This is a genomic window from Laceyella sediminis (assembly GCF_003003125.1).
Classification (GTDB): Bacteria; Bacillota; Bacilli; order Thermoactinomycetales; family Thermoactinomycetaceae; genus Laceyella; species Laceyella tengchongensis.
In genome coordinates this window covers 33,285-59,834 of sequence record NZ_PVTZ01000009.1, presented here as the reverse complement: position 1 = coordinate 59,834, position 26,550 = coordinate 33,285, and the positions used below count along the sequence as shown (strand labels likewise).

The window sequence follows — 26,550 nt, the reverse complement described above, 5'->3', positions numbered from 1 at the left end:
TTAGCATAATATACTTATATATACCCTCAATCGGTTCAATTTTATCAATTTACCACATTATTGGCAATAGTTCAACTTCATTTGACAACATGAAAAAGCCGGGATTACCCGGCTTTTCGCTTATCTTTCACCATTTGTTCGAAAAATAGACGATAAGGACTGACTCACTCTGTTTTATTTGCCTAATCCATCATTTAACATTAACCGATTGCCATCTTCTCAACGCGGCGTTGTTTCGCCCGTACTTCATCTTCAGTCAGGTTGGAAGTTCTTTCAATGTTTAGCTCGCCCAACAAAGTGCCCGCGGTGGAATCAATGACCGAAATGTGGATGATCCCATCACTGTCGTATTCGAAAATCACTTCCAACGGCGCGCCTTTCGGATAAGCTGGGAGGTCGATCATCCCTTCCCAACGATTTTCACATAATCGAGGTCGCTGTCCTCGCCTTCAGTCACTTGCAAGAAAAGTTGGGATTGGCCGTCAACCGTTGTTTTGTAATGACCGCTTACCCGGCTCGGAATGGTGGTGTCCTTCTTGAGTACGATGGAGTTGAATTCCTCACCTGCTTCATCCAACGCCACTACTCCCATGCTGTGCGAGTTCACATCCTGCACTTCGACGACAGGGAAGGCTTGGGTGAGGTGCATGTCGGCCGTGCCTTGCTTAATTTGCAGAATCGCACCTTGAATGGCCGCTCCTTGCGCAACCACCTCATCCGGGTTTACGTCGAGGGACGGTTTGATTCCCGTCACCCGTTCGATCATAGCCGGCACTTGTTTCATGCGTGTCGAACCGCCCACAAGCAACACCCGGTCAATATCCTTCCACTGAAGGCCGGCATCCTCTAATACAAACTCCAAAATCTTTTGGGTGCGATTGAGGAGGGGAGCCGTTAATTCATCGAATTTGGTGCGGGTCAGAGGAATGGAAACGTTGACTCCATTTGCAGACAAGAACACATTGGTGCGATCCCGGACAGAGAGGGTTTTCTTGGCGATTTCCGCTTTTTCACGCAGATCTTGCTCCAACATGGGATCTTCTAACAAGTCAATGCCGCCTTGCGCTTTAAATTCTTCATTCAAGTAGTTCATCACCATGTTGTCCCAATCAAAACCGCCCAAGTTCTTCGCTCCACCCGTGGAAAGCACACGCAAACCGTCCGGAGACAGATTCATGATCGTCACATCGAACGTACCGCCCCCCAAATCGTAGACGAGCAGGTTTTGGGTTTGATGCATTTTGTCCAGCCCATAAGCCAAAGCGGCGGCGGTTGGTTCGTTGATAATGCGCAACACATTAAGTCCTGCAATCCGCCCCGCATCTTGGGTCGCTTTGCGCTGAGCGTCATCGAAATACGCTGGCACGGTGATCACTGCATCCTCGATCTTCTCATCCAACAATGTCTCGGCGTCTTCCTTGAGGCGGCGCAAAATCATCGCAGAGATTTCCTCAGGTGTGAAGTCATCATGGTTATCAGTCTGAAACTTCCATGTCTTGTCCCCAATCTGCCGTTTTACAAACTGGACCACATTGAACGGGCTTGCCACCGCAGTACGCTTCGCGATGCTTCCCACCACGACATCGGCACCATCAAAGAGCACGACTGAAGGGGTAATGCGTTCTCCTTCACGGTTAGCGAGCATTTCCGGTTTTCCGTACTTGTTCACTATAGCGATCGCCGAGTAAGTCGTTCCCAGGTCGATCCCTACAACTCTTCCCATCTTTTTTCACTCCCTCTATCACTTCCATCAAGGTCAAAAAGGCAATAATGACGCATTTTAAAGAGACACTTTTCTATGGTCATAATATTAGACGCAACAAACAGACAAACTGTTGTGCAAATCAAAAGGAAAAGATGGGAATCCCATCTTCAATATAAGACTTTTAACTTCAAGGAAGGCTGGTTGCCGAAGCGAATGAGCCAACAGCTAGCCATGGTATTTTTTGATGACCACTTCTTCCGGACGCAGGACGACATCCTTATATTTGAAACCATGACGCACCATATGTACAACTGTGCCATCTTCAGCGGGGTGCTTGGTCGGGATCACTTCCACGACTTGCTGGATGCGCGGGTCAAATTTATTCGATGGCGCCACGATCAGCTCCACTCCGCGGCGATACAAAATTTCCAACACTTCATGGCTTAGCGTTTGTAATATATTCACTAATTCCGGATTACGATTGCCAGTGTCTAATTTATCATTGTATATCGTATTCATGCGGTCGATGAGCAGGATTAAATCGATATAGAGGGGGCGGAGTTGGTTTAACTCCTGGTCCACCTTCAAATCTTCCATTTCTTTATACAGTCGGTCAAAGGCGGCTTCTTTCGTCTTATCGTAGCTCAGTCGATTGGTTACCACCTGCAACAATGAAGTGAAGTTTTGTTGCAAGCTGTTCAACATGGTAAGAACTTGCTGTTGCTGGCGCTCGCTATTGCCACGTGCCTCTCTCACATCTCTGACAGCATTATCTCTTCTCGCAGGCAAACCAAATCGAGCCTCTGGGAATGGCAAATGATGTTTTTCTCCCATTGGCTTCTGGTTCTCTTTCCTGGGGCCCATACAGTAACCTCCCTAACGGTCAAATGGATTTAAATATATATTCAAGGATAGACAATCTTGGAAATTCCACCTGAGAATAGAAAAGCGAAACAGAAAAAGCTGAACGTTTCTACATCTTCCCGCTTATACCATTTTACTCGTAAGTCAATTCATGTCGCAAGTACATAGATAGGATGAATTGTTGCGAAAAATTGCGTCCAATTTTGGACAATGGTTCGCATCACCTATACTCCTACGCTAACACTTCTTTGGCCTATCGTCTATCACAATCTTTGCCGTCAGCTGGACTGGACGAAAAAACGAGAGCCGCCCCGCGTTAGAAAATTATGATTATCCATTGTGTTCCAGATGAATCTACGGTCATTATATTAGGTTTATTTCATTAAAACAAGCCATTTCATGCCCGATCAGGCCGCCACCTCCACAAAAATTTACCGAGGCCAGCACACGGCTAGACTCGGCGACATTCACCCTGATCCCTTCTCCATACTTATGAAAGCAAAACAAACGGGGCACAACACCTCTTGGCCCCGCCTCTTTCACTCAATTAAGTTAAGTGTTTTATTCCCGATTCTGCTCCTCTTCCATCAACTTCTCTGTATAACAAATGCGGCAGTAATACTTCCCGTCGATCTCAAAAAATTGGATATATAAGGACTTGGCTCCACAGGTAGCGCAGGTGCACTTATCTTCCACGCAATCCCTCCCCATTTTGCGGTTCCATAATAAATTCGCTACCACTGAGCCTCATTCCTTTTTCATCCTTTATTTCCATTTATTATAAAAATAAAGGGCTGCTTCTTCATGTTGAAGAAACTGCCCTTTTCTGTACACAAGTTATACACAATTCACACACAATTTGTGCACAAGCTGTGGATAACTTCAGAAGGTTATGAGCTACATCAGTCCTGATGACGCATGTGCGGGAACAAGAGCACATCCCGAATGGATGGGCTGTTGGTTAACAGCATAACCAAGCGGTCCATCCCAATACCCAGTCCACCCGTCGGCGGCATTCCATATTCCAGCGCTTCGATAAAGTCTTCATCCATCGGATGCGCTTCATCGTTTCCTTGCGCTTTCTCCCGCAACTGTGCTTCGAAGCGCTCCCGCTGATCGATCGGGTCATTTAATTCAGAGAAGGCGTTGGCGTGCTCGCGCCCTACGATAAACAATTCAAAGCGATCCGTGAACCGCGGATCTTGCGGATTTTTCTTCGCGAGTGGGGAGATTTCCACCGGATGCCCTGTCACGAAAGTGGGTTGAATCAGCAAATGTTCCACTTTTTGTTCGAAGAACTCATTCAGGATATGACCAAACGTCATAGACGGAGCCACTTCTACGCCATGTTCTTTGGCCAGCTGATGCGCTTCCTCCGTCGTCATCTGACGGGAGAAATCAACACCGCAGTGCTCCTTCACCAGCTCAACCATTGATTTGCGCGCCCAGCCTGGCGTCAAATCAACTTGTTGGCCCTGATACTCAATCTGGGTGGTACCCAGCACTTCTTTAGCCACATGGGCAATCAGGTTCTCAGTCAAATCCATAATGTCACGATAATCCCCATACGCTTCATACAGCTCCAACATGGTGAATTCCGGATTATGGCGAGTGGAAACCCCTTCGTTTCGGTAAACACGGCCAATTTCATATACCTTCTCAATGCCCCCCACCAAGAGGCGCTTCAAGTGCAATTCCAGTGCGATCCGCATGTACAACGTCATGTCGAGTGCATTGTGGTGCGTGATGAAAGGCCGAGCTGCCGCCCCTCCCGCAATCGCATGCATCGTCGGCGTCTCCACTTCCAAATATCCTTGCGCATCCAAATACCGCCGGGTGGCCGCAATGATTTTGCTGCGCATAACAAATGTGTCCTTCACTTCCGGATTCATGATCAAATCCAGGTAGCGCTTGCGATAGCGCAACTCCACGTCTTTTAAGCCATGGTATTTTTCAGGCAACGGGCGTAGCGATTTGCCCAAGAAAGTGACTTCATTCGCTTTGACACTCAGCTCACCCCGGTTGGTTTTGAACACCACCCCGCTCACGCCGATGAAGTCGCCGATATCCGCCATATTAAAGATATCAAATGCCTGCTCACCCACGCGATCCAAGCGCACATAAACTTGGATGCGTCCGGTCATGTCCTGCAAATGAGCGAAAGTAGCTTTCCCTTGCTGGCGTTTGCTCATCAAACGGCCAGCTACCACTGCTTCTGCTTGTTTTGCTTCCAATTCTTCTTTGGAGAAGGCGTTGTACTCCTGCATCAGCGCTTCCGCGTAATGCGTCCGCTCGAATTTGGCTCCGAACGGGTCGATCCCTTGTTCGCGCAAAGTTTCCAATTTGTCGCGGCGCACCTGAAACAGATCGCTGTGCTCTTCATGTGTCATCCCAATGCACTCCTTCATTCATAGGTAAAAATAATCTCAATCCGCTAGTGTCATGCGGTCTCCTGTTGTAAATTGGCTTGTTCGGCCGCTTGCTCCCGCTCCAATTCGCGAACGAATGTTAGCAGCACTTCCGCCATCCCATCACGCGTTTCTTGTTGCGTGACCACATCTTTGATCTTGGACGCTCCAGGCAATCCTTTCAAATACCATGTGGCATGCTTGCGCATTTCACGCACCGCAATCCGTTCGCCGCGCAGGTTGATCAAGCGATCCATGTGCAACAGGGCGATGCGGATCTTTTCAGACGGCGACGGTTCGGGCAAAAGCTCACCATGTTCCAGGTAATGAACAGTGCGATACAGCATCCATGGATTCCCCAAAGCAGCGCGCCCGATCATCACCCCGTCGCAACCGGTCGTCTCCAGCATGCGCTTGGCATCTTCTGGGGTGAACACGTCTCCATTGCCGATGACCGGGATGGATACCGCTTGCTTAGCCAAGCGGATGTACTCCCAATTCGCATGGCCGCGGTACATCTGTTGCCGCGTGCGACCGTGTACGGCAACGGCCTTCCCACCCGCACTTTCTACAGCTTTAGCATTGTCCTCCACATAGATATGGTCTTCATCCCAACCGATCCGCATCTTCACGGTAACCGGCTTTTTGACCACTTTGACTACGGCAGAAACCATCTCTTCAATTTTCTTCGGCTCCAACAGCCAGCGGGCGCCCGCATCACACTTCACCACTTTCGGCACCGGACACCCCATATTGATATCGATAATGTCAGCGTTGGTCTGTTCGTCCACCACTCTGGCCGCTTCCACCAACGTTTCCTTATCGCCGCCGAAAATCTGCAAGCTGAGCGGCTTCTCCCGTTCATCAACATATAGCATCTCTTGCGTACGTTTATTTCCATGCAGAATTGCTTTGTCGCTGACCATCTCTGCGCAGACCAAACCTACGCCGAATTCCTTGGCGATCAATCGGAATGCTGGGTTGCACACACCAGCCATCGGCGCCAACACAACCCGGTTTTTCATTTCAATATCTCCAATTTTGAGCAATGGTTTTCCCTCCTTCCAGTCATTTCACTCACCCAATTTATTCATGCAACGAAACGGGGCTTCCTCTGGCATGTCTTAGCGGATTCCTACCATTCCACACCAAAAGTATCAACTTCCATTTCTTTCCAATACAGGCAAAAGCACATCGTCAAGCTTGGTTATCTCTTGTTCGGCGGGCAATTGGGCGATATATTGACTCAGCCGCGTACCCGTCCCCGGAATGGCAATATCCCCCGCAATCTCCATAAGCGGTATTAACACAAAAGCGCGCTCATGCATTCGTGGATGCGGAATTTCCAATTCCTCGCGCTGAATCATCCGATCATCGTACAACAAAAGATCGATGTCAATGGTTCGCGGGCCCCATCGCTTGTGGCGGACGCGGTGTAATTTCTTCTCGATGGCCAATGCGACCCGCAACAGCTCAGCAGGAGTCAGAGTGGTTTGAATCTCCACCACCAAATTGTAGAAGTGCGGTTGCTCCAACAGACCCACTGGAGCTGTTTCATATATGGAGGAGATGCGGTTGACCGAGATGCCCTGGGTCAAATCCAAAAGCTTAACCGCTTGGCTCAACAAAGACAAGCGATCGCCCATGTTGCCGCCAAGCCCCAGATAAGCTCTCATCTTACGGCTCATGATCGCTTGCGCACAATCTCCACGCCCACCGACTCATAATGGCCTGGAATCGGCGGATTGGGTTTGGTCACGCGCAACCGCACTTCTGCAACCGGATACTCACGGAGAATCCGTCCCGCGATCCGTTCCGCCAATGTCTCCAACAACTTCACTTTGGTTTTGGTCATCTCCTGCTCAATCAGTTCATACACCTGTCCATAATTGACTGTCAACGACAGATCATCAGCCAAGGCCGCGGGTTGGAGATTCAATGTCATTTCCAAGTCCACATAAAAATGTTGCCCCAACCGGTTTTCCTCCGGATAGGCACCATGATAGGCGTAAAAACACATGCGGTTGAGAAAGATTTTATCCATCATCTCTCCTCCTCCGCTGTCCGACCGTAAACCAACGCATCCATCATGCGGGTGACCCGGACCATCTCCTTCACATCATGCACACGCATGAGTTGGCATCCTTTGGTGATGCCGTAGGCCACAGTGGCTGCCGTCCCTTCTACCCGTTCATTCGGGGGCAAGTCTAACGTCTTGCCGATGAAGGATTTGCGCGAGGTTCCCAACAATACAGGATAACCGAGCGCCACAATCCGGTCCAGATGGCGCATCACTTCAAAGTTGTCTTCAACTGTTTTGGCAAAGCCGATACCTGGGTCCAAAATAATATTCTCTTCCCGCACGCCCGCCTGCCTAACCAAGTCAACCGAGGCGAGCAAGTCGGCACAAACATCATTGATCAAGGAATCATACCGGGCTTCTTCCCGATTGTGCATCAAGATGATGGGCACATCTAGCTCTGCCGCCACTTCGGCCATCCGCGGGTCTCGCTTCGCTCCCCAGATATCATTGATGATGTGAGCGCCCGCCAACACCGCCTGCTTGGCCACTTCCGCCTTATAGGTGTCAACCGAAATAGGGCAATCCAACTCCTTGGCCAACAACTTGACTGCGGGAATTACCCGAGCCAGTTCCTCCTCAAGCGAAACAGGCTCTGCCCCAGGACGGGTCGATTCCCCGCCGATATCGATGATGTCAGCCCCGTCTTCCACCAATTGCTTGGCATGTTCCAACGCAAGCTGGGCGGAGGCGTACTTGCCCCCGTCGGAAAAAGAATCAGGCGTGACATTGACAATCCCCATCACCAGTGTTCGGTTGCCATATGATAACGAATAAGGACCCGCTTGTATACTGTGTGATTTCATGAGTGCTACATCCTCCTGCTTAACTCTCCAGCGCTGGTTAATAAGGTTGTCCATGAGCGATGCGCTCCATACAATGCATCGGTAATGGGGTGTTCCTCGAGGTGCCGCCCCCGCCAAATGCGAATGGGAACCAGCTCCTGAATGGAGTTGGTGATAAAAATCTCTTCGGCTTCATCCAGCGCGGCGAGCGGATACTTCCCTTCTTGCACCTCGATTCCCAGCGATTGCGCCAGCGCGATCACCCACTTGCGGGTCACCCCGTCCAAAATACCCAGATCCAATGACGGCGTGTGCAATTGGCCGTCACGCACAAAAAATAGATTGCTCACAATCCCTTCTGCTAAGAATCCGTCCGGCGTCAACATCAACCCTTCGACTTCTGGAAAGCGCTGAACTTGTTGGCGCGCTAACACGCTGTTAAGGTAGTTGTTGCTCTTGATATCGGCCGCCCCGCCGGGTGGTTGCCGCGGAATGGAAACCACCTCCAACTCCTTCCCTTTGGCAAACCATTCCCCGTCGTCAAAGGGAAGCGGGCGAATAAACATCAAGGTGTGGGGCTGTTGATACTCGCTCGCTCTCAGCCCCAAGCCCTCTTCACCGCCCGTCACCATGATGCGCAAAGAAGCGTCCTGCAACCCCGAAAGCCGCAACAACTCCTCAATTTGCGCCAGCCATTCCTCTCGCTGCCAGGGAAAGCGGATGCGCTGCCGGGACAAGCCCCGCTCCAACCGCGCAAGATGATCATCTATGAGAAAAGGAAATCCTTGATATATTCTTATCGTTTCAAAAGCCCCGACGCCATATAACAAACCATGATCCATGATGGGCAGCTTCGCAGAGGCCTCTTCCGTCGGCTGTCCATCCAACATCATCCAAGCCACGTGTCAATCCCCCTGTCACCGGGAACCCCATTCTCCATAAAAGCGAATGAAATTGGCCAACAGCGCCTTGCCATTCTCGCTCAAAATCGATTCAGGATGAAATTGCACACCCTCAATCGGCAGAGAACGGTGGCGTAAAGCCATGATCTCCCCTTCGTCGGTTTCGGCACTGATGACTAGCTCAGCGGGCAACGTCTCCCGGTCCACCAACAAAGAATGGTACCGCGTCACCGTTAAAGGCGTGGGCATCCCCGTGAAAATCGTCTGTCCATCATGATTGATTGGCGATGTTTTTCCATGCATGAGGCGCTTTGCACGGATCACATCCCCGCCAAACGCCTGGGCGATCGTCTGGTGCCCAAGGCAAACGCCCAAGATGGGTATCTGTCCGGCATAACGCCGCACAACTTCTAGACAAATCCCCGCATCTTCCGGGCGGCCTGGCCCAGGCGACAAAACAATCACTTCCGGATTCCGCTTCTTTATCTCGTCAACATCTATTTCATCATTGCGGACAACTTCAAGCTCCTTCCCCAATTCACCCAAATACTGAACGAGGTTATAAGTAAAGGAATCATAGTTGTCAATCATTAAAATCATTAGCTATTCTCCCCTCATCTCTTCTAAGCTCTTCTAATCAACTTATTTTAACACATGCCGATCAATTCTTCATCTTAAATTCCAGCTGGGCACGCCATACGAGCCAAGAAGAGCATGCAAAAAGGCTATCCCATGTTCACAGGATAGCCAAAGTTGTTTTGCATCAATCAAATTGGAATAAAGGCGTGGTCAAATATCTTTCACCGTTACTTGGAGCGACGGCTACAACTTTTTTGCCGAGTCCCAAGCGGCGAGCCACTTTAATGGCTGCTGCCGTCGCCGCGCCGGAGGAAATCCCAACCAAGAGGCCTTCTTCACGAGCCAGGCGCCGCGCCCACTCAAACGCTTCTTCATTTTCGATTTGAATCACTTCATCATACACATTGGTGTCCAAGATGTCTGGGATAAATCCGGCACCAATGCCTTGAATTTTATGAAGTCCAGGGCTCCCGCCGGACAACACCGGAGAAGTCGTCGGCTCCACCGCGATGACGCGCACGTGCGGGAATTTCTCTTTCAACACGCGGCCCACACCCGTGATGGTACCACCCGTGCCCACGCCGGCCACAAAGGCATCAATGTCGCCACCGGTTTGTTCAACGATTTCCAAAGCCGTTGTTTCCAAGTGGATTTTAACATTGTCTGGGTTGCTGAACTGTTGCGGCATAAAGTAATCCGGATGTTCAGCTTTGATCGCTTCCGCCTTGTTAATGGCGCCGCGCATCCCTTCCGGTCCGGGGGTCAGCACCAATTCTGCACCGTAGGCTTTGAGCAGGTTACGTCGTTCCAAACTCATTGTTTCGGGCATGACCAGTATAGCGCGGTATCCTTTTGCCGCAGCGACCATGGCCAAACCGATGCCAGTGTTCCCGCTGGTCGGCTCCACAATCGTCGATCCCGGTTTCAGCTCACCACGCTTTTCCGCCTCTTCGATCATGCTGAGGGCGATACGGTCTTTCACACTGCCACCAGGGTTAAAAAACTCCAACTTTAAAAATATATCGGCATCTGACTTGCCAACGATTCGATTCAATTTCACCAAAGGGGTCTGGCCGATCAATTCCAACACATTGTTCGCTACGCGCATAGGGCAAGCCTCCTATTCCGATTAAACTGATAGGAATTTTACACCTATCATATCACCCAATAAAATAATTTGTCAATTCACTTCTTCTTTTATTATACGTTCCAGTTCTTCCCCGCTGAACATATACTTCTCATTACAAAAATGGCAAACGACCTCCGCATGACCCAATTCATCCAAGAGGCTTTTCAGTTCTTCTATCCCCAGAGACTTGAGCATGGTTCGGCTTTTTTCGCGGGAACAATGGCATGCGAAGGAAACCGGTTGCTTATGAAGGATCTCCGTCCCTTCCCCCATCAAACGCACCAACAACTCTTCTGGGGTGACTCCTTGATAGAGCAACTCAGAAATAGAGGTCAGTTTGTTCAGTTCATCAATAGCCGTCTCCAAACGGGTGATCACATCATCGGAGGCGCCCGGCATCACTTGAATCATATATCCCCCGGCAACGAGGATTTGCTCCCCTTTGACCAGCACTCCCAGTCCCACTGAAGAGGGAGTCTGTTCGGAAACCGCAAAGTAGTAGGTAAAATCTTCAGCCAGCTCGCCAGAGATGATCGGCGACGCACCGCGGTACGGTTCTTTCAATCCCAGATCTTTTGTCACATAAATGCTACCCTGGCCCACGGCCGCCCCCACATTTAACTTATAATCATCATTGTGCTCCACAAAAGGATTGTCGACCGAGCCGCGAACATGTCCTTCTCCATTGGCATCCACTATGATTCGGCCAATCGGGCCGTCTCCCGCCACCTGAATGGTCACTTTGTGGCGCTCCTCTTTCAAGGTGAGCCCAATCAACGCCCCCATGGTTGCCGTTCTTCCCAACGCCGCACTAACCACCGGAAAGGTGCCATGCCGCTTCTGCAACTCCTGCACCAAGTTCGTAGTAATTGCGGCAAAGCCGCGCACTTTCCCATCCTTCGAGATAGCACGAATCGCATAATCTGTCATCATCAGTCACTCCCATATATGAATTGATCAAGCAAATCATGAAGCGCTTTCGTTTTTCTGCTCCACATCCACACGCGGTTCCAACGCATATGCTTAGAAAGCCCGCCTGATTGAAAAGAGGCATCCACCCGTACCAGATGGGCTCGCATGCCCAATCCACTTAGGGTGATGCCCACGTGATTCCACAATCAAACATGCTTTCGGTTTCTTTCCCAAATCAGCTTCAACCCTACCAGCGTCAACAATGGGTTGATTTCGTCAATCGTTTTGGTGTCGTTGCAAATCAGTTTGGCCAGGCCGCCCGTGGCTACGACATGCGGGCGCTTGGTCAACACCTGTTTCATGCGTGTGACAATCTCGTCCACGACACCCACATACCCATAATATATGCCCGCTTGAACGGCTTGAACCGTATTACGCCCCACCACGGAATCCGGCTTCACGATTTCCACCCGGGTCAATTTCGCGGCGCGTTGGTACAGCGCTTCCGCAGAGATGTTGACCCCTGGTGTAATCGCTCCGCCGATATAGTTTCCTTCTTCATCAATAAAACAAAACGTGGTTGCCGTGCCAAAATCGACAATGATCGCCGGGGCGCCATACAACTCCAGCGCCGCCACCGCATTGGCGATGCGATCTGCCCCCACCTCACGTGGATTATCGTATTTGATGTTCAGCCCAGTTTTAACTCCCGGCCCCAAAACAAGCGGTTTTTGTTTTAGATACTTCTCCGTCATGCGTTCTAGCACTACTGTCAACGGCGGAACCACCGAAGACAGGACCACGCCTTCGATCATATCAAAATCGATGCCCACATAATCCAACAGACTTTTCAACATTACGCCAAATTCATCTTCGGTGGCGTTGCGATCCGTTTGTAAGCGCCAATGATGAAGCAGTTCATCTTGCCGATACACACCCAGCACCACATTGGTGTTACCCACATCCATTAGCAGTAAAAGTTTTTCTTTTAGCATTATGCCCACCCATTCACTTGTTGATTTGGGATTAGCCTGTGCTTTTGGCCATAAGAAAAAGAGGCGCCATCCCGCCTCTTTTTCGCAAAGGATTAGAGTGGCTTTTTATCGTCTTTGTCAGACGCGGTTTCCTCACCACTCGTGGAATCGACATTGCGCCGGATTCCATATTTATCAGAAGAGAAGTCCTTAGCCGAAGCGAGGTTCGCATCTTGATTCTTCTCTTCGTTTCCGCTTTCATCCGTCCCATGGTCGTCTTTGGTCTGGATGTTCACTTTCACATCGCTGTCGTCATCCAGCTTTCCGGTCTCCAACAGCTGTTTGATTTGCTCTTCATCCAGCGTTTCCCGCACCAGCAGGGTTTGAGCCATGAGTTCCAATTGATCGCGGCGTTCGATGAGCAGGTTTTTGGCGCGGTTGTAACATTTGCGCACCATCTCTTGCATCTCAATGTCGATTTCGTATGCCACTTTATCACTGTAGTTTTGCTCTTGGCTCAAATCGCGGCCCAAGAACACTTGCCCTTGCGAACGGCCAAAAGTCATCGTGGCCAGCTTGTCGCTCATCCCATATTCGGTGATCATAGCGCGCACGATGGCTGTCGCCTTTTCAAAGTCATTACTCGCACCGGTGCTGATTTCGCCAAAGATGATTTCCTCAGCCACGCGCCCACCTAGGAGACCCGTCACCCGATCAAGCAGTTCGCCTTTGGTTGCCAAATAACGGTCTTCCTTGGGCAACATCATCGCATACCCGCCTGCTTGCCCACGGGGGACAATCGTCACCTTATGGACGATGTCCGCATTTTCCAGATAATATCCGCAAAGCACGTGCCCTGCTTCGTGATAAGCGACGATCTTGCGCTCTTTTTCGCTGATGACGCGGCTTTTCTTCTGCGGACCCGCAATCACTCGGTCGATCGCTTCGTCCACTTCTTCCATGGTGATCTTTTTCTTATTGCTACGCGCCGCCAACAATGCTGCTTCATTCAACAGGTTCTCCAAATCCGCGCCAGAGAACCCGGTGGTGCGTTGCGCGATCACATTCAACTTCACATCGTCAGCGATCGGCTTGTTGCGCGCGTGTACTTTCAACACAGCTTCGCGCCCTTTTACGTCGGGGCGATTAACCAGGATTTGTCTGTCAAAGCGCCCAGGACGAAGCAGCGCCGGATCCAAAATGTCAGGACGGTTCGTTGCAGCCATGATGATGATTCCTGCATTGACATCAAAACCGTCCATCTCCACCAACAATTGGTTCAAGGTTTGCTCGCGTTCGTCGTGGCCGCCGCCAAGACCCGCACCGCGCTGACGCCCTACCGCGTCGATCTCATCGATGAAAATGATACACGGAGCGTTTTTCTTGGCCTGTTCAAACAAGTCACGAACCCGTGAAGCACCGACACCGACGAACATCTCTACAAAGTCGGAACCGCTGATGGAGAAGAACGGCACTTTCGCTTCACCCGCAACGGCGCGAGCTAACAGCGTTTTACCCGTACCTGGAGGCCCAACCAAAAGTACCCCTTTGGGGATGCGAGCTCCCATCGCCGCATACCGCCGATTGTCTTTCAGGAAATCGACGATCTCAACTAACTCCGCTTTTTCTTCATCCGCTCCTGCCACATCATCAAATGTAACCCGTCTTTTCTCTTCATTGTATAACTTCGCTTTGCTCTTGCCGAAATTCATTACGCGACTTCCGCCGCCTTGAGCTTGGTTAAACAAGAAGAAGAAAATAAGTAAGATGATGACAAAAGGAATGACTGAGGTAAAGAACGTGAGCCAAACTGAGTCCCCTTTTGTTTTCTCGATGTTCACCTTCACTCCGGCGGTTTGGATATCTTCGATTACGGAGCTTCCGTAGCCAGCTGGGGCAATGGTAAAGAAGCTTTTAGCCGTGCCTTTGATCTTGCCTTCGATATTGTAAACACCGTTATCGTATTGGACCGTAATATCATCTAACTGTTTTTGCAGCAGCTTTGTTCTAAATTCATCATATCTAAAGTTTTGTTTGTCCACTCCAGGGTTGGCGATCATGTTGACAACCCCGATTGTGATAAGGATGAGGATTAAGTATAATACTCCGTTCCTGAGGAAGAAGTGTTTCATCCCTGGCCTCCTCTCAGTCCACTTGTATCATTTTATCACAGTCGACTTACCATACTCAATAGACCGCTCTGGCGCATCACTGGTACACTTCTTCTTTCAGCACACCGATATAAGGCAAGTTGCGATACTTCTCGGCAAAGTCAAGCCCGTATCCGATCACAAATGCATCCGGAATGGTGAAACCACAGTAATCCGGGCTCAAATCCACCTTGCGGCGGTCTGGTTTATCGAGAAGAGTGACGATTTTGACTGAAGCGGCATTCCGGCCTTTCAGCATCTCAACCAAGTAACTCAACGTCAAGCCCGAATCGATAATATCTTCGACAATCAAAACATGACGTCCTTCGATGGATGCGTCCAAATCTTTGAGGATGCGCACAACACCCGAGGAAGTGGTCGAATTGCCATAGCTGGATACAGCCATGAAATCCATTTCCATCTTAATCGGCATCTCTCGGATCAAATCCGCCATAAATGGCACGGCACCCTTTAACACGCAGATACATAGCGGGTTCAAGTCTTTGTACTCCTCTGACAGACGTTGGCCCAATTCCCGCACTTTCTCTTTGATTTGCTCTTCGGAAATAAGAACTTCCTTGATATCTTGATGCATGTCTTTCCTCCTACCACACATAAACGATTTACTCTTCCCAGATTAGATACAAAAACCGAGTGGTATTCGGGGTGACGGGAGCGACACCCGACCGCTTCACCCCTGGAATCCAGATAATCTCATCTCCCGCGGTCACAACCGGAACTCGGTCACGTTGGCGCTTGGGAACTTTTGCTTCCATCAGCACTTTTTTCAGCTTTTTTCTTCCGTCCATCCCCAAGCATGTCATACGATCCCCGCTTTGGCGGGCCCTTACGCAGAGGGGAAACGGCAAATGATCTCGATCGAAGACGACAGCATTCCGACCAAGATCCACGTTATGTAATGCCACATCCGATTCCAATACTTCTATTTTACCCAAAAACCCAGGCAAACACGTCGTACCAGGAACAGATAACGCAATTTCCCCTGATTGAGTGGCATGTTCTTCGCCGCGCTCTGCCTTGCGCATATGTACTTTTTCATATTCCCGCTCCGCTACGATGCCGCCGGGGAGATGAAACATACTGGATGAAGATCCGTCCGCAACGAGTTTTCTCACCTTTTCAACCGCGTCAAGACTGACTCCAAACGTATCATCTTGCGAAAGATAACTTAATATTAGTTTAACTACCCTCCTTTGTAAAGCGATTGGAAGGTGAAGAAAACTTGAAACATCAAGGGTGAAGCTCGCATCGTCCCGCTCGAGAAGCACCTTGCCCAAAGCGTCTTCCACCAATTCGGACCACACTTTTTCTTCTTCCCGAACCAAGTCGCTCAAGGTACAAACCGCTTTTTGTACATGGGGGTTGAACGCTTCCAGCAACGGAACCACTTCCATCCGCAGGCGGTTGCGAGTGTAGTCGGGAAGCAGGTTACTGGAATCCAAACGCGTGGGCAATCCCGCATCCTGGCAGTAACGCTCTAACTCCTGTTTGGTGAACGTCAAGAGCGGCCGGATCAATTGGAAACCACGCCAAGCACGGATCGGTTCAATGCCCGCCAGCCCTGCTACACCCGTTCCCCTGACCAACCGCATCAACACCGTTTCCAGCTGGTCGTCGGCATGATGAGCAGTAGCGACAGCATCCATCCGCCATGCCCGCGCCATTTCCTCAAAGGCGTCATAACGGAGCTCACGCGCGACTGCCTGTTTGTTCCCGCCTTTTTGTTCTAACAAACTTCCAACATTTACCCTGACCGTCCGACAAGGTATTCTCCATTCCTCGCAAAACGCCTTGACATGCTGCTCGTCGGCTTCGCTTTCTTCCCCTCTGAGCTGATGGTTGACATGAACAGCGGCGACAAAAATATCTACCTCTTGTTCTATTTTTTTCAGGGCATGCACCAAGGCGATGGAATCGGCCCCACCCGAGACGCCAACCAACACCCTGGCCCGCCGCCCCGCCAAGCCCATTCGGTTCAGCTCTTCTCTCAATTGAGCAAGAAACACCTGAATCGTCTCCTTGGCGCGTCAAACCCGGGGGAACTCCCCCGAGCAAACGCCACTCGTCCTTCTCTTTTCATCATATCCTGTTTCGCACTGGGAAGCAAATTCAAACCACCAAATGTGAGCGCTTGAGCGGTTTCACACCAGGCAATCGGATCGTGGACCATTCTGGGACATACCGCTCCACTTTGGCCACAACCACCGTCATGTCATCACTGATACGCCCGCCATGGTAGCGAACCACCTTCTCTAGCAAACAATCGGCAAAGTCTTGCGGATCCTTGGTGTCGATCTCCGAAATCAGCCGGGTCATCACCGCATCCTTGTTCACCGCCCGCCGCGGCGCATCGTAGACTCCATCAGTCATCAAAATCACCAAATCCCCCGGTTGCAGTTGCATCTCAATCGGCTCGATCTCAATCTCACTCAGGATGCCAATCGGGGGGTTGGCGGCCGAGAGGGTCATCACCTGTTTGCCCCGTTTAACGAATCCCGGAGTGGAACCGATCTTCATAAACCGCCCCTTCGCTGAATTCAAGTCGACGATAGCCAAATCGACCGTGGCGAACATCTCGTCAGCCGACCGCAGGCTCAAGATGGAGTTCACCGTGTCAACCGCCCGCTCTTCACACATCCCCGACTGAAGCAAGCGGCGCAGCAATTTGAGCGCGGCGCTGCTCTCCTCTTGGGCGCGCTGTCCATTCCCCATGCCGTCAGATAACGCCACCGCGCATTTGCCCGTGCCCAAACTCATATAACAATAACTGTCTCCGGAAATAACCCCGCCCCCTTTCGCCGCATTGGCCGCCCCTGTTTTCAACTCAAACCGCTGCGCTGAACCCAAGGTGATGACCGCCCCGTGTGAACCATCTTTGATCACTTTCCGGTACACCGAGATGGGTTCCCCCAACACTTCTGTCAGCAAAGGCGCCACCAGCTTTTTGCATTCGTCCAACCCTTCCCGTTCCGGCATCACCACTTCTATCTCCACTTTTCCTTCCTCGAGATTGATGATATCCACCCGCTGTATAGACAGGCCCAACTCCTCTAACGCCTCATGAATTTGCTCTTCGTGCGCCGCCATCACTTGTGTCTCATGGCGGATCTCCTTAGCCAGCTTCTCCATCACTTCGGCCATGCCTGCCAATTGGTCCGATACCAACCGGCGCGATTCCTGCATCTTTTCCTTCCAGTAAATGTTTTGCTCATAGCGGGCGTACTGTTTTTGAATTGAACCCATCACCCGTTCTCCCCGCATACAATGTTGCTCCCAAAACGTGGGCACCGCGATCTCTTCTGTGACACCGCTCGTTTCCACCATGGCCATCAAGTCAGTCATGCCTTGATACGTTTTCATGACTTGCTTGTCCCAACAATCCGCATAGCGGGGGCATCCCCCGCACGCGTCATGCATTACTTCCGACAGAAAAAAATTAACCTGATCCTCATGTTCTTTGCGATGCTTGGTAGCGTCCTCTCTAAAGCTGAAACTAAGCTCCTGGAACAATTCCGTAAACTGCTCCACCTTGGCCGCGGTCACATCACGCAACCGTTTGATATATTCTAAATGTGCCGACTGATTTTCCATTGTCCCCGGCACAAAACGGGACAACGATTGGATCAAGCGGTTGGGCGTCAGCATAAACAGGACGACGGAGCAAGCCGACTCCTTAAGTGACATCCACATCACTTCGGCGCCACCATCGTACAAGGTCAGGATGGCCGAACCGAGCATGAAACCGACGGCCACCCCCCACCGCTTACCTTCTTTAAACAGGCCGGCCAACAAACCAGCGAAGGCCAGCAAACTGATCTGCATCACCGCTTTGGTGTCGGACAGACTCAATATTACTCCTGTCACTACTCCGATCGATGAACCGAGCAACCCGCCGCCGATTAGAGCAAACAATAATATCGCATAGCGGGACACCATGTTGACCACCGACAGATCTGCCACAAACCAATCCATCATGCCCGTCATGACCGAACCGAGTAAAATTACCAGGCATACGATCTCTTCATGCCGCAAAGCAATCCGTTTTTTCTTCACTGTAAACAGCGGCAGGGAGTGCACAAAGATGAATGTCAGAATGAAACTCAGCAAAACTTCAGCGGCTGCCATCAAACCTTTGTACGAGCTCCAACCTCCGATCATCCCCTCCGCCAGGTGGGCCGCGACGCCGCATGCCCCCACAACAAAAGGGACATAATTGATCTGCCCTTTCCCTAACCAGTCCCACCCTTTTTGCATCAACAACCAAATCGCCAACACGCCAGCCGTCTCCACTGCCTTGAGTGGCCCCAAAGTGGCCGCCCCCAGTATCAGTGACAACAGCACCACCGGCCACTGCTTACGGGCAAGATGGTAGATCACCGCCACATACGCCACCGCAAACGGAGAGAACGTGTCAAGAATGGTGGCCCTACCTAGGAGAAAACCCATCACCAACACTGGCACATTCCACATGGTGGATAACCGGTACATAGCTCTTCTCTGCCTGCTTTGATCCACTCCAAACCAACTAACTGGACGAATGAAAAAATTTTTGATATGAGTACCCATTTGCACGACCCATCACCCCAATCACTTTGTGCCACCCATTATAGCGATGGGATGGAAGAAAAGTTTGTCAAACAATCTGAATGAAAAGAAAATTTTTACGACAAATTTTGTTCTCTGGGTTATCCAGCGCCTTGATTGGCTTTCTCCCCTTCGCCGGCAAACAAAAACCCCTCCGCGGTGTAGCGGGGGGCTTGTCTAAACACCATCCCTTGGTGTCGTTTTGCATCACTTTCAGCACAGGAGCGACAAAACTTCTAATATTCTACTGTGTCCATCGTTTCGCCATGTCGAAATAACCCATCAAAACCGGCGCGCAAACGTGTTCAAGGGATACATCTGGGCTTCATGCACAAACGACGGTATCAACTTCCGCTCCGTCTGCAAACGAATCATTTGATCCAGCGTCCGGAGCGCATGGACTTGTTGCCGTCGTTTCAACTGTCCCCGTTCCACCGAGTCGGCAAACTCATCCACGTCAATCAGGTGATAGGTGCCATCCGGATAGACGATCAGGTCAAACAACAAGTCCACCATAACATATCGCATCCGGCCCACTTGGTGCATTTGCATCACGTCGCAATAGTAGTAGAGGAATTCCCCTGATCGGTTGAATACCTTTGAAATGGTATACCCCTTGCGCACAAAATAATAGGTGAGGAAAATCCGCTTGCCGTCCGGATTGGCATACTGCGTAGAGAAGCAATGGCGCCCCCGCCAATCCCGCACCTTTTCCGTATATGTTTTATTTATCGTGGTAAATTTGACTTTCTTGATAACGACATTCACACAACCACTCCCATGCTTATCATGCATCCCAATAAAATGACACAAAAAAAAGGCGATGCACCACCCACGATAGGGTTTCCTCGCCTTCTCCTCTCTTGCACTTGGTAGCGGCGGAGGGCCTCGAACCCCCGACCTCACGGGTATGAACCGTACGCTCTAGCCAGCTGAGCTACGCCGCCATATATTTGGTTGCGGGGACAGGATTTGAACCTGCGACCTTCGGGTTATGAGCCCGACGAGCTACCAGACTGCTCCACCCCGCGACATTCTAAAATGGTTGAAATCATCACTGCGAACAATGATTATTATATAACGCGTCCGCAGTGATGTCAACAAAAAAATGGCATATTTTTAGTGCGGGATTCCCCGTGCCGGATAGAGAAGGTACTTTTCTCGTAGTTCTTTGAATTTATTCAGTTCTGCCGCCCAGGAATGCACGATTTCCCTAGCGGATTTCCCTTGGTCGATTTGCTGGCGAACTTTTTCCGTGCCGGTCATTTTATCCATCCAATAGGGTTCCCCCGATTCGCGCCACGCAAACTGGCTCGGATACAATTTTTTTACCTTTTCAATGATAGCCAGTCCCGTCAGGATGGGATCAAACGTTGCCGGATCTTCCACATGCACTTGTACACCACCCACGGCTTTCCCTTGATGTTTGGAAAAAGTAGGGGTGAAGTACGCCTCGCGAAACTTGACTCCCGGCAATCGTTCCCGATTTAGTTCCTCTGCTAACTTCCAGCCTTCCACATAAGGGGCGCCGATCAATTCAAACGGCCGCGTCGTTCCCCTTCCTTCGGACAGATTAGTCGCTTCGATCAGTCCAGTTCCCGGATACACTTGTGCTGTCGTTATCGTCGGCATATTCGGTGACGGCATCACCCAAGGGAGCCCCGTCTGCCCGTAAGCTTCCTGCCGACTCCAACCCTTCATTTTCACGACGTGGAGATCAACCTTCTTTTTGCCGCTTTTTGGGAAAAACCACTCATTGAATAAGGTTGCCAGCTCGCCAACCGTCATGCCGTGCCGCAGGGCGATAGGGAACAGGCCGATGAAGGAGCTGTGCTTCTCTTCCAACACGGGACCTTCCACCCGGACTCCCCCCAGCGGATTGGGGCGATCCAGCACATACAGCGGCTTATCGGCAATGGCTGCCGCCTCCATCACGTATGCCATGGTGGAGATGTAAGTATAAAAACGAGTTCCGACATCTTGGATGTCAAACACAAGGACATCCACATCCGCGAACATGGGAACCATGTCCACCGGCTTTTTTCCATACAGGTTGGAAAGCGGAAGCCCCGTCTTCGGATCGATCAGCTCTCCCGGCGTCTCGCCTGCCTGTTCTGTTCCGCGTACCCCATGTTCCGGACCGTACACTTCGGTCACGCGGATGCCCTTGCGCAACATGGCATCCAAACTATGTTCGTAATCGGCGGTGATACCCGTCGGATTGGTGATCAGTCCCACTCGCTTCCCAGTGAACATCCCCGGATTGGCCAATACAATATCTAAGCCTGTCAGTACCTTTCCCCTGCGCCCTTGTGCCGTTTCTTCCCCTTCATCCATCCAAACCAGACCAAGCGTAGCGAAAAAGAGGACAAAGACAAGGGTGAGTCCCCACCAGCGGGCGCGATTGATATGGAGCATCCTCATTACCCCCTTCATCGGGAGATTCTCACTGCTGATGCCAACAAACCGATCCCATACAGAATATTCATCCAAATCGCTTATAGCCTAGATTTTCTACTTACGTACTTTTGATTCCTGCCAAAATAAAATAACCCCTTGTCTTCTCGCACAAGAGGTCCACCCCCGCCACGCATAAAGAGCGCGGCAGAAGCACATCGGGCGAATGAAAGCAGATGAGGCGGCCCTATCACCGCTTGTCCGGCAATGAATATATTTGTTCACCCGGTTTGCTATATCCCATTTTGTGAGCCAATTCTAACAGATAATCCTTGCGGTGTAACTTTTTGATCTCCGCGTTGATGTGGGCCGTTTTCCTTTTCGCTTCCGCCAACTCCTGCCGTTTGGCCGCCAATGCCTCTTCTTTGTCCCAAATGCGGTTTTGCTGGATAATCAGCTCCACCACGCACCAACAGAAGATCGTGACCATGACTCCGAGCCAGATCATCCGCCGGCGCCGAACGGCTGGATGAAGCGGTTGTTTCCGCTCCTCATGTCCTTTCTCTTTTACCACTTTCCGTTTAAATGTCAAGATATTATCGCGCGAACGCTGAAAAGGCATATTATCCACCTTTTTCTCTTTTCTTTTTCCACCACGCCCCAAACCGGCGAAGGAAGGAGCGCGCTTGATCCACGTGCGGCCGCATCCGCCTCCACAACGGACGGACGAGCGGGCCTAAGAGCCAAGCTAGCGGCAGGCATATCCATCTAGCCAAGGTCCAAGCCCCCCGTGCCAACGTCCGCGCACAGGTCCAGAGGCATCGCGCCATAAATGATAATGGAATGTACACCACCGTGTAAACGGCTTGCCCAAGAAAATGAATCACCCATTCCACCAATTGGAACAGCACACGGATGAAACGGATGACCATGTGCGAAAACCACCTGAAGTAGAGCAAAAACCCGAGGCAGATTGCGATGAACAAATAAAAGCGCAGTTCACCCCAATTGCTCCACAACAACAAGCCAAACACAAGCAGACTGGAAACCATCCAATACAGGAGATCGATCAGGGAGACGATCCACCGTTTAAGCCGAAAGCGTTGGGTAACTACACGGTAAAAATCGAGAATGACGCCAATGAGGATGCCGGACCCCAGCATCAGGCCCATCGTGGTCCATTGCGTAGCCAGAGTCACTTGAAAATCCGCCCCAGCAGCCCTTTCGCCTTCTCGCTAGCAGGCAGATGGACATCTAAATAGCTCATGTCCATGATCTGCCCCTCTATCGCGACCCGTCCCTGATCGAGATCCAAATTCTTTATGTGGAGGTCTTGTCCACGGATGCCGAGATAGCCGCAGTCGGTTTGCAATAAGAACTCCTCGCTGTCAAAGCTCTCAACGCGAACAACACCGCTAACTTCCATCACATTGCGATTGGTCAGCACGATTTCATGCCTAGGCTGGCCATGCAAATCCTCCGTCATATCAGGTACCCCCTTCCCATGGTACATGATATGGACAAAGGTCAGAAATTAGAACTCAAGCGGCGCTTCTTCCGCTTTCAACGGTTCTTCGCGCACAATAGTGAACATATTGCCCGCATCCTCTTTTTTGGCGTTCTCCTGCAACTTCTCCACTCTCGCCGTCACCCGCTTGTTGCCGAAACGGATGCTGATCTCATCGCCGATCGCGACCGTAGTACCCGCTTTGGCCGGTTTGCCGTTCACCTCGGCCCGGCCCTGGTCGCACACCTCTTTGGCCAGCGTCCGTCTTTTCACCAATCGGGACACTTTAAGAAACTTATCTAATCGCATCTGTCGTCACCTCAGCTGTCACAAACTTGTCTCATTTATTTGTCCATATTATGAACAATTCTTCGAACGGAAGGAAAACCCTTCATTCTTTCCTGGGATTCCCCTTTTCTTCCCGTTTGGCCTCATTCCACCACGCGTCCATTTCCGCGAGTGACACGTCCGGCCACGCACGATTTTGGCTACGCACCCGCTCTTCAATGTACCGAAACCGGCGAGCAAACTTCTGGCATGATTTGATCAGAGCCAACTCCGGATCTACTTTAAGGAAGCGGGACAAATTGACGAGAGCGAACAGCAAATCTCCCAACTCTTCTTCGCGCTCCGTTGCCGTTTCGGCGCGCCCCAACTCATCCAGTTCTTCTCGCACCTTGTCGAATACCTCGTCCATCTGCTCCCAGTCAAACCCTACTTTAGCGGCTTTTTTCTGTTGTTGGTAAGCCAACAGCAACGCAGGTAGCGCCTCATTCACCTGACCGAGAACCGAAGGAGGCTCGGCTTCCCCTTCCCGCTCTTTCGCTTTGATCTGTTCCCAATTCGCCTTCACTTCTTCCGCGGTATCCGCTTGCGCTTCGCCAAAAACATGGGGATGGCGGCGAACCATTTTGTCATTGAGGCGACTGATCACTTCAAAAATGTCAAACGTTCCCTCTTCACTGGCGATTTGCGCGTGCAACATCACTTGAAGCAAAATGTCCCCCAGTTCATCCGCCATCGCCTCTTCATCCCCGTCATGGACTGCTTCCAAAAATTCATACGCTTCCTCGATGAGATACCGGCGCAAGCTCTCATGGGTTTGTTTGCGATCCCATGGGCATCCCTCCGGGCTTCTGAGCGTCGCAATCACATCCACCAAGGTGGAAAATTGGCGATAGAGCGCCCGTTCATCAGTGACGGGCGGTACATAAACGGAAGTCAGATCAGTAAACCACTCACCATGATCCAGCTCATACAATGGAAGGGTAGTCAGCTTCTCCAAGCCAGGAACACCGCATGCAGTGGCGATGGTCACCGGATGTTCATCTGGATACACATCCATTAACGTCAACTTGACATCCGAAGCGACCAAGCGGTCATACACTTGCCCAATCAACACGTGAGTGCGCGGGTCCAACCGGGAAGCGCTGAGATCGTTGCCATCCAATAATTGAAACCCTTCAATGGGGTCCAGCTTCAAGCTGGCAAACATCGCATCCAAAAAACTGGTTCCCCCGTGAACTTCCACCGCAATCCCTTCTGCATCCAGAAGCAATTGCACCGTCCGTTCAGCCACCATGGGATGCCCCGGCACCGCATAAACGACTGTGCCGCCCTCCTCTGCATAGGCCAGCAAGCGTTCCGCTATTTCTTCATACACCGTTTCAAACCGGGCATGCTTCTCATACACGTCATCGAAACTGACATATTGGATTCCCCGTTCGCGCAACCATGAAACAACCGGATGCCGCTCTGTACGCAAAAATACTCGGTCAGCGCGTTCCAGCACGGCCAGCGTCCCCAGCGTCAATCCATTCTCATCGCCAAAGCCCAGACCGACAACCACGATTTTCCCGTTCATGATTCCCCTCCTGCCCGTTTCATTCAATCAACATCACTTCAGAATTCCTCAAATGCGCAACCAATGCAACCGATCTAACAGCGGAAGCACTTTGGCTTTCAACTTCGGCACCTTCTCCAGATCCTCCCGCGTCAACACCCCAAAGCGAAACGCAGCCCAGAGATAGGCCAGCATACCTACCATGACAGAAACCAGTGCGGTAACAGCCATAGCCAACCGATACTCCAACACAGGCACCAACACCGTCTCCAATCCGATCTTAACGCCACCCACAGCGACAGCCATCCACAATGCCGCCCACAAGCTACGGCCGAAGCGAAAATGCTCCCAGAGCGCCCCTCGCAAGTGCCGTCTCAACGCCCAAAGGTTGAGTCCGGCAACAAGCGCATAAGCGACCGTAGTGGCCAAAGCAGCACCGCGAATGTCCCACAGCGGCACCAACCACAGATTGCCTGCCAATTTGACCCCCACTCCCAACAACAAATGGAGTGCAGGCAAGACAACCCGGTCAAATCCTTGCAAAACACCAGCCGACGTGAGGCTGAGCGTTGAAAACAGGATGGTAAAAGCCAAAATAGCTAACGCATCCGAGCCAGCACCGTCTTTGTACAGCATCACATTGGTGGGTAGAGCGATCACAGCTAGACCGACCGACGCTGGCAAACCAAACAGCCAAGTCAGGCGCAAAGCCAAAGACGCGCGCATGCTGGCTTCCTCCATGTATCCCGCGGTCTTGGCTTCAGCAATCGCCGGAACAATCGATAAAGCAATGGCAGTAGCGAAAAAGGAGCCGAACTGAATCAGGGGTTGCCCCCGGTCAAATACCCCTTTTTCTGTGATCACCTCATCCATTGCCCAACCGGATTCAGCCAGCAGGTTCCCAACCGTGAAAGAATCCACCAAAGAATACAACGGCAAGACCAACGCCCCGATGCCGATGGGAATCGACAAAACCAAGATGCGCACCACCAGCTGTTTGGTGGATGGGTCCGCGGCTGTCATGGCCACCGGTTCCGGTCGTACGGGTGTGGCATGTCGCTTCCAATACACCATCAGGATGAGCAAAGCGGCGACCGCTCCGGTTGTCGCACCAAACACCGCGCCAGCCCCGGCATAAACGTAACCGAATCCCGCCTCCGTGAAATACCAAGCGGCGACCAAGATCGTCACCACCCGTACCAACTGCTCCATAACTTGCGAAACAGCGGTCGGCAACATGTTTTGCTGACCTTGAAAATACCCCCGGATCGCCGACAAAAAGGGCACGATAATCAGCGCAAATGATACAGACTGAATCGGCATGGTCAACAACTGGCGGCTTCCCATCCAGCCAGCGATGGTTTCCGCCCCCACGAATAGAATGACAAAAAAGAGACAACCGATCAAAAGCAAGGTGACGGAAGCCACGCGAAAAATTCGGCGAGCCATGTACGGATTTCCCTCAGCCAAGCGCTCTGACACCAGTTTAGAAATCGCTGCGGGAAACCCCGCCGTCGCAAGGATCAACAAAACGCTGTACAACGGATACACTTGCTGATACACATACATGCCTTCATCGCCGGTTATATTTTGATAGGGAACGCGGTAGACGGCCCCCAAGATTTTGCTGATCAACGCAGCCAACCCCAAAATGGCCGCGCCGCGGACAAAAGATCGCTCCGCCTTGGACATCTTGCCTCCCCCTTCACG

Annotated in this window: 26 protein-coding genes and 2 tRNA genes; all 28 read right to left on the bottom strand. The window is 51.2% G+C overall.

Annotated features, from left to right (window positions below; translation table 11 throughout):
- Positions 1–200: 200 nt before the first annotated feature.
- Positions 201–404, bottom strand: a complete 204-nt coding sequence (locus CLV36_RS17690) for a hypothetical protein (protein WP_245888351.1) — start codon at positions 402–404, stop codon at positions 201–203.
- Positions 401–1,723 (bottom strand): Hsp70 family protein, encoded by a 1,323-nt coding sequence (locus CLV36_RS11465; RefSeq protein ID WP_245888350.1) that lies wholly within the window; start codon positions 1,721–1,723, stop codon positions 401–403. Before CLV36_RS11465 ends, CLV36_RS17690 begins: the two co-directional genes overlap by 4 nt.
- Before the next feature lie 207 nt (positions 1,724–1,930).
- Positions 1,931–2,569, bottom strand: a complete 639-nt coding sequence (locus tag CLV36_RS11460; RefSeq protein ID WP_054095531.1) for a nucleotide exchange factor GrpE — start codon at positions 2,567–2,569, stop codon at positions 1,931–1,933.
- Between the two features lie 561 nt (positions 2,570–3,130).
- The gene (locus tag CLV36_RS17900; RefSeq protein WP_262983046.1) at positions 3,131–3,265 is read right to left on the bottom strand and encodes a hypothetical protein; all 135 of its coding nucleotides are present in this window, start codon (positions 3,263–3,265) and stop codon (positions 3,131–3,133) included.
- Between the two features lie 206 nt (positions 3,266–3,471).
- Complete coding sequence (gene lysS / locus CLV36_RS11455) at positions 3,472–4,959, bottom strand: lysine--tRNA ligase (RefSeq protein ID WP_106342757.1); 1,488 nt, start codon at positions 4,957–4,959, stop codon at positions 3,472–3,474.
- A 50-nt stretch (positions 4,960–5,009) separates the two neighbouring features.
- Entirely contained in the window at positions 5,010–6,026 is a 1,017-nt protein-coding gene (dusB, locus tag CLV36_RS11450) for a tRNA dihydrouridine synthase DusB (RefSeq protein ID WP_106342756.1), read from the bottom strand.
- Between the two features lie 108 nt (positions 6,027–6,134).
- The gene (gene folK, locus CLV36_RS11445) at positions 6,135–6,653 is read right to left on the bottom strand and encodes a 2-amino-4-hydroxy-6-hydroxymethyldihydropteridine diphosphokinase (RefSeq protein ID WP_223248005.1); all 519 of its coding nucleotides are present in this window, start codon (positions 6,651–6,653) and stop codon (positions 6,135–6,137) included.
- Between the two features lie 8 nt (positions 6,654–6,661).
- Positions 6,662–7,021, bottom strand: coding sequence for a dihydroneopterin aldolase (folB, locus tag CLV36_RS11440; protein ID WP_102991273.1), 360 nt, complete (start codon positions 7,019–7,021; stop codon positions 6,662–6,664).
- On the bottom strand, positions 7,021–7,863 hold the full coding sequence (gene folP, locus CLV36_RS11435; RefSeq protein WP_106342755.1) for a dihydropteroate synthase: 843 nt from the start codon (positions 7,861–7,863) through the stop codon (positions 7,021–7,023). Before folP ends, folB begins: the two co-directional genes overlap by 1 nt.
- A 5-nt stretch (positions 7,864–7,868) precedes the next feature.
- On the bottom strand, positions 7,869–8,735 hold the full coding sequence (locus tag CLV36_RS11430; RefSeq protein WP_245888355.1) for an aminotransferase class IV: 867 nt from the start codon (positions 8,733–8,735) through the stop codon (positions 7,869–7,871).
- Positions 8,736–8,759: 24 nt separating this feature from the next.
- Positions 8,760–9,344, bottom strand: coding sequence for an anthranilate synthase component II (locus tag CLV36_RS11425; RefSeq protein ID WP_106342753.1), 585 nt, complete (start codon positions 9,342–9,344; stop codon positions 8,760–8,762).
- A gap of 163 nt (positions 9,345–9,507) precedes the next feature.
- Positions 9,508–10,431: a cysteine synthase A gene (gene cysK, locus CLV36_RS11420; protein WP_102991269.1), complete on the bottom strand. Its 924-nt coding sequence runs from the start codon at positions 10,429–10,431 to the stop codon at positions 9,508–9,510.
- 72 nt (positions 10,432–10,503) lie between these two features.
- A complete protein-coding gene (gene hslO, locus CLV36_RS11415; RefSeq protein ID WP_342748018.1) occupies positions 10,504–11,385 on the bottom strand; it encodes an Hsp33 family molecular chaperone HslO in 882 nt (293 codons plus the stop codon).
- 185 nt (positions 11,386–11,570) lie between these two features.
- Positions 11,571–12,359, bottom strand: coding sequence for a type III pantothenate kinase (locus tag CLV36_RS11410; protein ID WP_106342751.1), 789 nt, complete (start codon positions 12,357–12,359; stop codon positions 11,571–11,573).
- Positions 12,360–12,451: 92 nt separating this feature from the next.
- A complete protein-coding gene (gene ftsH, locus CLV36_RS11405; protein WP_106342750.1) occupies positions 12,452–14,470 on the bottom strand; it encodes an ATP-dependent zinc metalloprotease FtsH in 2,019 nt (672 codons plus the stop codon).
- 76 nt (positions 14,471–14,546) lie between these two features.
- Positions 14,547–15,083 carry a hypoxanthine phosphoribosyltransferase gene (gene hpt, locus CLV36_RS11400; protein WP_102991266.1) on the bottom strand — a complete coding sequence of 179 codons (537 nt, stop codon included), beginning with the start codon at positions 15,081–15,083 and terminating at the stop codon, positions 14,547–14,549.
- A gap of 28 nt (positions 15,084–15,111) precedes the next feature.
- Positions 15,112–16,515 (bottom strand): tRNA lysidine(34) synthetase TilS, encoded by a 1,404-nt coding sequence (gene tilS / locus CLV36_RS11395; protein ID WP_106342749.1) that lies wholly within the window; start codon positions 16,513–16,515, stop codon positions 15,112–15,114.
- Positions 16,516–16,618: 103 nt separating this feature from the next.
- Positions 16,619–19,075, bottom strand: coding sequence for a stage II sporulation protein E (gene spoIIE / locus CLV36_RS11390; RefSeq protein ID WP_245888354.1), 2,457 nt, complete (start codon positions 19,073–19,075; stop codon positions 16,619–16,621).
- A gap of 300 nt (positions 19,076–19,375) precedes the next feature.
- Positions 19,376–19,861: a ribonuclease FAU-1 family protein gene (locus tag CLV36_RS11385; protein ID WP_181353006.1), complete on the bottom strand. Its 486-nt coding sequence runs from the start codon at positions 19,859–19,861 to the stop codon at positions 19,376–19,378.
- Positions 19,862–19,963: 102 nt separating this feature from the next.
- Positions 19,964–20,040, bottom strand: a tRNA-Met gene (locus CLV36_RS11380).
- A 7-nt stretch (positions 20,041–20,047) separates the two neighbouring features.
- Positions 20,048–20,124, bottom strand: a tRNA-Met gene (locus CLV36_RS11375).
- An 88-nt stretch (positions 20,125–20,212) separates the two neighbouring features.
- Entirely contained in the window at positions 20,213–21,511 is a 1,299-nt protein-coding gene (locus CLV36_RS11370; RefSeq protein ID WP_106342746.1) for an exo-beta-N-acetylmuramidase NamZ family protein, read from the bottom strand.
- A 229-nt stretch (positions 21,512–21,740) separates the two neighbouring features.
- Positions 21,741–22,112, bottom strand: a complete 372-nt coding sequence (locus CLV36_RS11365) for an FtsB family cell division protein (RefSeq protein ID WP_102991260.1) — start codon at positions 22,110–22,112, stop codon at positions 21,741–21,743.
- Between the two features lies 1 nt (position 22,113).
- Positions 22,114–22,689, bottom strand: coding sequence for a spore cortex biosynthesis protein YabQ (yabQ, locus tag CLV36_RS11360; protein WP_106342745.1), 576 nt, complete (start codon positions 22,687–22,689; stop codon positions 22,114–22,116).
- Positions 22,686–22,976, bottom strand: coding sequence for a sporulation protein YabP (gene yabP / locus CLV36_RS11355; RefSeq protein WP_022738746.1), 291 nt, complete (start codon positions 22,974–22,976; stop codon positions 22,686–22,688). Before yabP ends, yabQ begins: the two co-directional genes overlap by 4 nt.
- A gap of 48 nt (positions 22,977–23,024) precedes the next feature.
- The gene (locus tag CLV36_RS11350) at positions 23,025–23,306 is read right to left on the bottom strand and encodes an RNA-binding S4 domain-containing protein (RefSeq protein ID WP_102991258.1); all 282 of its coding nucleotides are present in this window, start codon (positions 23,304–23,306) and stop codon (positions 23,025–23,027) included.
- 82 nt (positions 23,307–23,388) lie between these two features.
- Positions 23,389–24,861, bottom strand: a complete 1,473-nt coding sequence (gene yabN / locus CLV36_RS11345; RefSeq protein ID WP_106342744.1) for a bifunctional methyltransferase/pyrophosphohydrolase YabN — start codon at positions 24,859–24,861, stop codon at positions 23,389–23,391.
- 48 nt (positions 24,862–24,909) lie between these two features.
- Positions 24,910–26,532 carry a putative polysaccharide biosynthesis protein gene (locus tag CLV36_RS11340; protein ID WP_106342743.1) on the bottom strand — a complete coding sequence of 541 codons (1,623 nt, stop codon included), beginning with the start codon at positions 26,530–26,532 and terminating at the stop codon, positions 24,910–24,912.
- Between the last annotated feature and the right edge of the window lie 18 nt (positions 26,533–26,550).

Excerpts from the sequence above, each read along its gene's own strand:
- CLV36_RS11350 (WP_102991258.1), bottom strand. The coding sequence starts at position 23,306 with ATGCGATTAGATAAGTTTCTTAAAGTGTCCCGATTGGTGAAAAGACGG.
- lysS (WP_106342757.1), bottom strand. The coding sequence starts at position 4,959 with ATGACACATGAAGAGCACAGCGATCTGTTTCAGGTGCGCCGCGACAAA.
- cysK (WP_102991269.1), bottom strand. The coding sequence starts at position 10,431 with ATGCGCGTAGCGAACAATGTGTTGGAATTGATCGGCCAGACCCCTTTG.
- CLV36_RS11340 (WP_106342743.1), bottom strand. The coding sequence starts at position 26,532 with ATGTCCAAGGCGGAGCGATCTTTTGTCCGCGGCGCGGCCATTTTGGGG.
- CLV36_RS11425 (WP_106342753.1), bottom strand. The coding sequence starts at position 9,344 with ATGATTTTAATGATTGACAACTATGATTCCTTTACTTATAACCTCGTT.
- folK (WP_223248005.1), bottom strand. The coding sequence starts at position 6,653 with ATGAGAGCTTATCTGGGGCTTGGCGGCAACATGGGCGATCGCTTGTCT.
- CLV36_RS11365 (WP_102991260.1), bottom strand. The coding sequence starts at position 22,112 with ATGCCTTTTCAGCGTTCGCGCGATAATATCTTGACATTTAAACGGAAA.
- CLV36_RS17690 (WP_245888351.1), bottom strand. The coding sequence starts at position 404 with ATGATCGACCTCCCAGCTTATCCGAAAGGCGCGCCGTTGGAAGTGATT.
- yabP (WP_022738746.1), bottom strand. The coding sequence starts at position 22,976 with ATGACGGAGGATTTGCATGGCCAGCCTAGGCATGAAATCGTGCTGACC.
- hslO (WP_342748018.1), bottom strand. The coding sequence starts at position 11,385 with ATGATGACAGATTATGCGATTCGTGCTATCTCGAAGGATGGGAAAGTG.
- hpt (WP_102991266.1), bottom strand. The coding sequence starts at position 15,083 with ATGCATCAAGATATCAAGGAAGTTCTTATTTCCGAAGAGCAAATCAAA.
- CLV36_RS11460 (WP_054095531.1), bottom strand. The coding sequence starts at position 2,569 with ATGGGCCCCAGGAAAGAGAACCAGAAGCCAATGGGAGAAAAACATCAT.
- yabN (WP_106342744.1), bottom strand. The coding sequence starts at position 24,861 with ATGAACGGGAAAATCGTGGTTGTCGGTCTGGGCTTTGGCGATGAGAAT.
- CLV36_RS11430 (WP_245888355.1), bottom strand. The coding sequence starts at position 8,735 with ATGATGTTGGATGGACAGCCGACGGAAGAGGCCTCTGCGAAGCTGCCC.
- folB (WP_102991273.1), bottom strand. The coding sequence starts at position 7,021 with ATGGATAAAATCTTTCTCAACCGCATGTGTTTTTACGCCTATCATGGT.
- CLV36_RS11465 (WP_245888350.1), bottom strand. The coding sequence starts at position 1,723 with ATGGGAAGAGTTGTAGGGATCGACCTGGGAACGACTTACTCGGCGATC.
- ftsH (WP_106342750.1), bottom strand. The coding sequence starts at position 14,470 with ATGAAACACTTCTTCCTCAGGAACGGAGTATTATACTTAATCCTCATC.
- spoIIE (WP_245888354.1), bottom strand. The coding sequence starts at position 19,075 with ATGGGTACTCATATCAAAAATTTTTTCATTCGTCCAGTTAGTTGGTTT.
- CLV36_RS11370 (WP_106342746.1), bottom strand. The coding sequence starts at position 21,511 with ATGCTCCATATCAATCGCGCCCGCTGGTGGGGACTCACCCTTGTCTTT.
- CLV36_RS11410 (WP_106342751.1), bottom strand. The coding sequence starts at position 12,359 with ATGCTAAAAGAAAAACTTTTACTGCTAATGGATGTGGGTAACACCAAT.
- folP (WP_106342755.1), bottom strand. The coding sequence starts at position 7,863 with ATGAAATCACACAGTATACAAGCGGGTCCTTATTCGTTATCATATGGC.